The organism is Polaromonas sp. P3_C2, assembly GCF_056402675.1.
In genome coordinates, this window is sequence record NZ_JBFUGX010000134.1 from 1 (window position 1) to 8,056 (window position 8,056).

Annotated in this window: 9 protein-coding genes; 7 read left to right on the forward strand and 2 right to left on the reverse strand. The window is 63.8% G+C overall.

What is annotated here, in order from left to right; translation table 11 throughout:
- The first annotated feature begins 51 nt into the window (after window positions 1-51).
- Both AC1DWI_RS07915 and AC1DWI_RS07920 read left to right on the forward strand, forming a co-directional pair.
- Entirely contained in the window at window positions 52-1,254 is a 1,203-nt protein-coding gene (locus tag AC1DWI_RS07915) for an MFS transporter (RefSeq protein ID WP_477669102.1), read from the forward strand.
- Window positions 1,255-1,266: 12 nt separating this feature from the next.
- Entirely contained in the window at window positions 1,267-2,520 is a 1,254-nt protein-coding gene (locus AC1DWI_RS07920; RefSeq protein ID WP_477669101.1) for an SGNH/GDSL hydrolase family protein, read from the forward strand.
- A 15-nt stretch (window positions 2,521-2,535) separates the two neighbouring features.
- Here the strand turns inward: AC1DWI_RS07920 and AC1DWI_RS07925 are convergent, their stop codons facing one another.
- The gene (locus tag AC1DWI_RS07925; protein WP_477669100.1) at window positions 2,536-3,258 is read right to left on the reverse strand and encodes a GntR family transcriptional regulator; all 723 of its coding nucleotides are present in this window, start codon (window positions 3,256-3,258) and stop codon (window positions 2,536-2,538) included.
- 52 nt (window positions 3,259-3,310) lie between these two features.
- Between AC1DWI_RS07925 and AC1DWI_RS07930 the strand changes: the two genes are divergently transcribed.
- Genes AC1DWI_RS07930 through AC1DWI_RS07945 form a run of 4 tightly spaced genes read left to right on the forward strand, consistent with a single transcriptional unit; the run spans window position 3,311 to window position 6,885 of the window.
- On the forward strand, window positions 3,311-4,723 hold the full coding sequence (locus AC1DWI_RS07930) for a Rieske 2Fe-2S domain-containing protein (protein ID WP_477669099.1): 1,413 nt from the start codon (window positions 3,311-3,313) through the stop codon (window positions 4,721-4,723).
- Window positions 4,720-6,204, forward strand: a complete 1,485-nt coding sequence (locus AC1DWI_RS07935) for a glutamine synthetase family protein (protein ID WP_477669098.1) — start codon at window positions 4,720-4,722, stop codon at window positions 6,202-6,204. The genes AC1DWI_RS07930 and AC1DWI_RS07935 overlap by 4 nt, the downstream gene beginning before the upstream one ends.
- 26 nt (window positions 6,205-6,230) lie before the next feature.
- A complete protein-coding gene (locus AC1DWI_RS07940; RefSeq protein ID WP_477669097.1) occupies window positions 6,231-6,563 on the forward strand; it encodes a 2Fe-2S iron-sulfur cluster-binding protein in 333 nt (110 codons plus the stop codon).
- 19 nt (window positions 6,564-6,582) lie between these two features.
- Complete coding sequence (locus AC1DWI_RS07945) at window positions 6,583-6,885, forward strand: antibiotic biosynthesis monooxygenase family protein (protein ID WP_477669096.1); 303 nt, start codon at window positions 6,583-6,585, stop codon at window positions 6,883-6,885.
- Window positions 6,886-6,976: 91 nt separating this feature from the next.
- Here the strand turns inward: AC1DWI_RS07945 and AC1DWI_RS07950 are convergent, their stop codons facing one another.
- Window positions 6,977-7,420: a MarR family winged helix-turn-helix transcriptional regulator gene (locus AC1DWI_RS07950; RefSeq protein ID WP_477669095.1), complete on the reverse strand. Its 444-nt coding sequence runs from the start codon at window positions 7,418-7,420 to the stop codon at window positions 6,977-6,979.
- Between the two features lie 102 nt (window positions 7,421-7,522).
- On the opposite strand from AC1DWI_RS07950, the gene AC1DWI_RS07955 reads away from it, so the two are divergent.
- Window positions 7,523-8,056, forward strand: a 534-nt coding sequence (locus tag AC1DWI_RS07955; protein WP_477724638.1) for an FAD-dependent monooxygenase, incomplete at its 3' end; no start/stop codon positions are given.

The following is an 8,056-nucleotide window of genomic DNA, read 5'->3' on the forward strand; positions in this document are numbered from 1 at the left end:
AGATAGCACTTCGTCTCCACACTAAGCACATCCTCTTTTTAGGCGACTTTCATGGATGCGCGCAAATCACTCCCTTCACTTCCTTTAGGCCTTCTGGCCCTCACCGCCGGCTCCTTCGGCATCGGCACGACAGAATTTGTCATCATGGGCCTGCTGTTGCAGGTCTCCGCCGACCTGGGCGTCACCATCGCCTCGGCCGGGCTGCTGATTTCCGGCTACGCCCTGGGCGTGGCGGTGGGTGCACCGGTGCTGACGCTGGCCACGCGCAAGCTGCCGCGCAAAACCGTGTTGCTGGCGCTGATGGCCATCTTCACGCTGGGCAACCTGGCTTGTGCGCTGGCGCCGGACTACGGCAGCCTGATGGCGGCCCGCATCATCACCTCGATGGCGCATGGCACCTTCTTTGGCGTGGGTTCCATCGTGGCCACCGGCCTGGTCGCGCCCGAGCGAAAAGCCTCAGCCATTGCCATCATGTTCAGCGGGCTGTCGCTGGCCACACTGCTCGGCGTGCCCGCTGGCGCCTGGCTGGGGTTGCATTACGGCTGGCGCTCTACCTTCTGGGTGGTCACGCTGATCGGCTTGCTGGCTTTTGTGGTGCTGGCCATTTTTGTGCCGCGCAGCGCGGCTGAAAACGGTACCTCGACCATCCGGCAAGAACTGGCCGGCCTGGCCCGCCCGCAGGTTCTGCTGGGCTTGTTGATGACCGTGCTCGGCTTCGCCGGCCTGTTTGCGATCTTCACTTATATCCAGCCCATCCTCACGCAGATCACCGGCTTCAGCGAGGCGGCAGTGTCGCCCATCCTGCTGGTGTTTGGCGGCGGCTTCTTTGTGGGCAACCTGCTGGGCGGGCGCCTGGCCGACCACGGGCTGCGGATGTCGCTGCTGCTTACGCTGGGCGCGCTGGCGCTGGTGCTGGGCGTGATGGGCTTTGTGCTGCATTCGCCGGTGGCCACGGTGGTGTTTGTCGGGCTGCTGGGCGCGGCCTCTTTTGCCACGGTGGCGCCGCTGCAGATGCGCGTGCTGCAGCAGGCGCACGGCGCGGGCCAGAACCTGGCGGCCAGCCTCAACATCGGCGCCTTCAATGTGGGCAATGCGCTGGGCGCCTGGCTGGGCGGTTTGGTCGTCAGCAGTTCCTTCGGCCTGGGTGGCCTGAGCTGGCTGGCTGCGCTGATCACGGTGGCCGGCATCGCGGTCACGTTGTACAGCCTGTCGCGCGACAAGGCCGAGCCGCGCGCCATCCCCGTCATCTGCTGAGAGAACCACACCATGAACACATTTTTCATTCCAAAGCGGCGCGCGCGTCAAGTCCTTCTTTCATTCACGTTGCTGGCCGCCAGCGTTTTGCCGCAGGCGCGGGCAGCCGATGTCAACGCATGGACGCCAAGCTGGACGGCCAGCCCCCAGCCGATCTGGCGCGATGACTTTGTGCTGCCGCTGGGCCTTCCCGCCACGCTTCACGACCAGACAGTACGCCAGACCGTCCGGGCCAGCGTGGGCGGCTCACGCGTGCGCATTGTGCTGTCGAACGAATACGGCTCGCAGGCCTTGCAAATAGGCGCGGCCCAGATAGCGCCCACTGACGGAGCCGGCAAGGCATTGACCTTTGGCGGCCAGCAGACAGTCGCCGTACCGGCAAGCGCTGTCGTGATGAGTGACCCGGTCGAGATGCCGGTCGCGCCGCTGAGCCGCCTGTCGGTCAGCCTCTACTTCCCACAAACGACACCACTCACCACCATCCACTGGGACGGCCTGCAGCCCGCGCAGATTGCTGCAGGCAATGCCGCGAACGCGAGCGTCCTTAAGGCAGATGCCACGGTGAACAGCCGCCTCTTTCTCAGCGCCGTGCTGGTGGAGGCCGCACCGGGCACACGCAGCGTGGTGGCCTTTGGCGACTCCATCACCGACGGCGCGGCATCAACTCCAGGCACCGATCAGCGGTGGCCGGACTTCCTGGCGCGCCGCCTGGCCGGGGACAACGTGGCTGTCCTCAATGCCGGCATCTCGGGCGGGCGGGTTCTCAAAAACCACATGGGCATGAATGCGCTGGCGCGCTTTGAGCGCGACGTGCTGAACCAGCCCGGTGTCACCAGCGTGGTGCTGCTCATGGGCATCAACGACATCAGCTGGCCCGGCAGCACCCTCGAACCCAAGGAGCCCGCCATACAGACCGACGCGCTGATAGCCGGTTACCGCCAGCTGATTGCGCGCGCCAGAAGCCGGGGCGTGCGCATCGTCGGCGCCACGCTGACACCCTTTGAGGGCGCGCTGACCATGCCGGGCTCGCCGATTGCCAATTACTACAGCCCCGCAAAAGACGCCGTGCGACAGCGCATCAACGCGTGGATGCGCAGCGGCGAGTTTGATGCGGTGCTGGATTTCGATGCGGTGGTGCGCGACCCGCAGAACCCGCTGCGCATCCTGCCCGCCTATGACTCGGGCGACCACCTGCACCTGGGTGATGCCGGCAACAAGGCGGTTGCCGAATCCATTGACCTGAAGCTGCTGCTGGGCGAACGCTAATAAAGCGCCTGCGGCTTAACCACCGACGACCAGGCGCAAGCCCGGCATCAGGCTTTCGGTTTCGGCGCGCCGCTGCAGCGCCATGCGCATGTTCATCTGCGCGACCTCGGTGTGCTCCACCGCCAGCGCCTGCGCACGCGCGCCCTCCCCAGCCTTGAGCGCTGCAAACAGCATGTGGTGCTGGCGGTGCGCGTAGTGCATCCAGTCCCGGTCCTGCTCCAGCGTGGACTGCATGGGCAACATGGCCGAGGCAGACGCGAAGGGGAGCTTGTCGTTCAATTCGATCGCGCGTTGCAGTGCACGGTTGCCGCTGGCCTCCAGGATGAGCGCGTGGAAGCGGTCGTTCATGGCCGCATAGGCCGCGTAGTTGTCATAGCCCAGCGGGTTGGCCGCTAGCGCGCGGTCACCTTCATCCAGGCAAGACTGCAAATCGAGCTGCAGCTGGCGTGACACGCCGTGCTCAGCCACCAGCCGCGCCCCCATGCCTTCCAGATGGCCACGCACTGCAATCGCATCGGCCACTTCGCGCGGGGTGAACTGGCGCACCAGGTATTTGCCGGTGTCGTTGGCCTCGACCAACCCTTCCTGCTCCAGCGTGACCAGCGCGGCCCGCACCGGTGTGCGCGAGGCGCCCAGGCGTTCGGCCAGTTGCTGCTCGGCCAGGCGCTGGCCCGGCTCAAACTCGCCACGCAGGATCAGGTCGCGCAACTGCATCAAAACGGTTTCTTGCAAGTTCATGCCCGAGAATGTACACTGAATTTTAATTTCGGTATACCGTTTTGAGGTCTCCATGAACGCTGAACAGAACGAACTGCTCACCCGCATCACCGCGGGCACGCCCTGCGGCAAGCTGCTGCGCCAATACTGGCAGCCCGCTGCACTGGTGGATGAGTTCAATCCGGCGCTGGACCCGCGCATGGAAATCCGCCCGGTCAAGGCCTTGAAGCTGTTCGGCCAGGATCTGGTGCTGTTCAAGGACGCCTCCGGCGCATGGGGCCTGCTGGACCGCGACTGCACACACCGCGGCGCCGACCTGTCGTTTGGCCGCCGCGAAAGCGCCGCGCAAGGCGGCGGCCTGCGTTGCCCTTTTCACGGCTGGAAGTTCGCCACCGACGGCCGCTGCCTGGAAACCCCGGCAGAGCCCACAGGCAGCAAGTTGTGCGAACGCATACGCCAGCGCAGCTATCCCGTCATTGAAAAAGCCGGCGTGCTGTTTGCCTGGCTGGGCGACGAAGGCAGTACACCGCCGCCCTTCCCCGCTTTTGACTGTTTTACCGCACCGTCCACGCACAGCTTTGCCTTCAAGGGTTTGTGGAACGCCAACTGGCTGCAGGCTTTCGAGGTGGGAATCGACCCGGCGCACCCGTCTTTCCTGCATCGCTTTTTGCAGGACGATCCGCTCGATGAAATCGGCCAGAACCCGGCCGGCAAGCAGTTTCGCAGCGCCAGCGCCGGCACGAAGGATGGCGAGCAGTGGCCGATGACGCGCATCATGCGCGAGTTCGCCCAACCCGACATCAGCTTTGAAAGCAAGCCCTGGGGCATGCAGCTGACCGCGCTGCGCGCCATGACCGATAAACTCACCCATGTGCGCGTGACCAACGCGATCTTCCCGGCCACGTTTGTGATTCCGCTGTCGGAAACCATGACCATCACGCAGATGCATGTGCCGGTAGACGACACGAACACCTACTGGTACACCTTCTTCACCAGCTTTGGCGCCCCGCTGGACCGCGAGAGCATGCGCGCGCAGCGCCAGCAGTTCATTGCCCTGCCCGATTACATCCCCAAAGCGGGCCGCCACAACAACTGGGGCTTCAACGCCGAAGAGCAGATGAGCACCACCTACTTGGGCATGGGCGAAGAAGACATCAATGTGCACGACCAATGGGCCGTGGAAAGCATGGGCGAAATCCAGGACCGCACACGCGAACACCTGGCCACCTCCGACAAGGTCATCATGGCCAACCGGCGCGTGCTGCTCAAGGCGATTGAGACCGTGCAAAACGGCGGTGTGGCGCCCGGCATTGCCGACCCTGCGCAGGCCAGGGTGATCACCGGTCCCGATACGGTGGACGGCATTGCGCCGGCCGGTGAATGGGCCGCGTGGTGGCAGCAAACCGCCCGCACCAAACGCGAGAGTGCGCCGTGGCTGGGCGCCGGGGCCACCTCCAACTCACCCAGCACCGTCACTCAACCATGAGCAGCTTTGCGGTGCAATGCGGAGTGCACGACGCCGCAAGGCAGGCTGCGCTGGCCGATGCCACGCGGCGCATCGAGGCGCGCGGCCTGGAGCTGGTACGTTTTGCCTGGTGCGACCTGCACGGCATGCTGCGCGGCAAGACACTGGTGGCCTCTTCAGCCGGACAAGCCATGACGGACGGCGTCGGCATGGTGAGCACATTGCTGCTCAAGGACACCGCCGACCGCACCGCGTACAAAGTGTTCGAGGCCGGCGGCGCCGACGAACTGCCGGGTTTTGAATTTGGCGGCAATGTGATGCTGCTGGCCGACCCGGCAAGCTTGAAAGAATTGCCCTGGGCCGACAAAACCGGCTGGGTGCAATGCCAGCCATGGTTTCCCGACGGCCGCCCGGTAGAACTCGACACGCGCCGGGTACTGCAAGATGCTCTCGCCAAACTGGCGGAGGCCGGCTACAGCATGAAGTGCGGGTTGGAGATCGAGTTCCACATTTACCGGATTTCCGAGGGTGGCAACGCTCCCCAGCTTGACCCGGCGCTGGCCGACTGGCCGGGCTTGCCGCCGGAGGTGCGCATGATCCATCCCGGCTACCACCTCCTGTCAGAGCAATGGGCGGACATGGCCGAAGAGCCGCTGCGCATCGTGCAGCGCACGGCGCAGGCGCTGGGCCTGCCACTGCTGTCGCTGGAAATCGAACTGGGGCCCAGCCAGGTCGAGGCGGTGTTTGAAGCCACCGATGCGTTGACTGCCGCCGACAACATGGTGCTGTTTCGCAGCGCGGTGAAGCAGGCCTTGCGGCGTGCCGGTTACCACGCGACCTTCGTGTGTCGCCCGCCCTTTCCCAACATCATGTCCAGCGGCTGGCATCTGCACCAGTCACTGGTGGACCTGAAAACCGGTGCCAACGCCTTCAAACGCCAAAGCCCCGCGGACGGAAGCACACCCGTGCACGCGCAGTACATGCTGACCGAAACCGGCGAACACTACCTCGCCGGGTTGCTCGCGCATGCGCGCGGCATGACGGCCTTCTGCACGCCCACCATCAATGGTTTCGGCCGCTTTCGGCCGAATGCGCTGGCGCCCCAATCGATTTTGTGGGGCCGGGACAACCGCGGTGCCATGCTGCGCGTAGTTGGCCAATGCAACGACAACGGCACACGTATCGAGAACCGCCTCGGCGAACCCGCCGCGAACCCTTATCTCTATCTGGCCTCGCAAATCCACGCCGGGCTGGACGGCATCGCGCGCCGCCTGAAAGCCCCGCCGGCCACCGACGCGCCTTATGGTGACACCGCCGAGAAATTGCCCACCAGTCTCGAAGAGGCGCTGCAAGCCTTGCAAGGCGACAGGGCGCTGGTGGAGGCATTCGGCAGCGCGTTCGTGGCTTACCTCACGCGAGTCAAACAGGCCGAAATCACCCGCCATGCCGAGGCCCAGGACCAGGACGACTGGCAAAGACGTGAATACTTCAGCCGGATCTAGCCGCCACGGCCATCCCTAAAAAAAACATGATCACCATCCATTTCATCGAATCGGGCGGCCGCTCCACGCCGGTAAAAGGCAAGGTTGGCAAAAGTCTGATGGAAGCCGCAGTGGCCGCAGGCATTGACGGCATTGCCGCCGACTGCGGCGGCCTGCTGACTTGCGCCACCTGCCATGTACACGTGCAGGAGCCTTTTTCCTCGGACACGCAAACCCTGCCGCCACCTGATGGCGAAGAGCTCGGCATGCTGGCATTTACCGCCGCGCCGCGCCTTCCCAACAGCCGGCTCAGTTGCCAGATCAAGCTCACGCCCGCGCTCGACGGATTGACGGTAGAGTTGCCGGCTACCCAGTATTAATTACTTCAGAAAGTTGTTCATGATTCTCGAACTCGCCGACATCCGCATTCACCCGGGCCAGCAAGCAGCTTTTGACGAAGCCATCCAGCGCGGCATCCGCGAAGTCATTTCCAAAGCCAGGGGCTTTCAAGGTTTCAAGGTCAACAAGGGCATTGAAAGCCCTGAGCGCTACATCCTGCAGATCTTCTGGGACACACTGGAAAACCACACCGTCGACTTTCGTCAGTCGCCCGCCTTTGCCGACTGGCGAGCCATTGTCGGGCCCTTCTTTGCCGGCCCGCCCACGGTGGAGCATTTCGCCCTGGTGGCCAAGTCAGCCTGAGCCTTTGGCCAGGGCCTGGCAAACAGGCAGACAATAAAAAACGGGGCTGACGGCCCCGTTTTTTATTGTCTGCGCGCAGTTCCGATGCCGGCTACCTGGCCGCGTTTTCGTGGCCGCTGATCAGCTTCCCAAGCAACACGCCGAGCTGCACCCGCTCGTCATCATCCAGCGGACTCACGATGCGCTGCTGTGCCTTGCTGACAGCACGTTTCATCTGCAGTGCAACTTTTTCCCCTTCGGGCGTCGTCCACAGCAATTTGCGGCGCTTGTCAGATGGGTCAGCCTCCCGCTTGACCCAGCCTTTGGCTTCCAGCCGACCGATCACCGAGCCGAAAGTGGCCGGGTCAAAGGCAACGCGGCCCGACAGCGTGATCTGGTCTTCGCCCGGGTCGTCCATCAAGGCGTTCAGGATGGCGAACTGCACAGGCGTCGCGTCAAAACCGGCTGTTTCCTCCATGAAGATCGCAACCGCGAGTTGTTGCGCCCGGCGAATCAAGTGCCCGGGGGCCTCGCTGAAGTTAAAGCTTTTTGCCATTTGCCGAGTTTACCGTTCAGCTTTGCGCTCAGGGTATGTACTAGGGACATACATGATAAGCATACTTATCATTGTCAAAGCCCCCCTGATACCCTCTCACACATGTCACACACATCCCCCATCCTCATCTCGGGCGGCGGCATCGGCGGGCTGGCCGCGGCCCTGGTGCTCGCGCAGGACGGGCGCGCCGTGACACTCATGGAGCAGGCGGCGAGTTTTGGCGAGATCGGCGCCGGCATCCAGCTCGGTCCCAATATTTTCCGCATGTTTGACTACCTGGGCCTCACTGAAGCCGTCAACCGTGTGGCGTTCTTTCCCACCGGTCTTGGCATGAACGATGTGCGCACGGGCGAGAAGGTTGTCCGTGTCCCGCTTGGCGACCTGGCCCGCGCCACCTATGGCTTTCCTTATGGCGTGATTTACCGCGCCGACCTGCACCAGGTGTTCCTCAATGCCTGCCGGGCGCAGCCCAACGTCACCTTGCGCACCAGCGCCAGGGTGGAGTCGTTTGACCAGTCGGAAAGCGGCGTGACTGTGCACCTTGCAGGCGGAGAAACCGTTGAAGGCAGCGCGCTGATAGGCGCAGACGGCATCTGGAGCCGCATCCGTGAAGCCGTGGTGGGCGACGGCAAACCT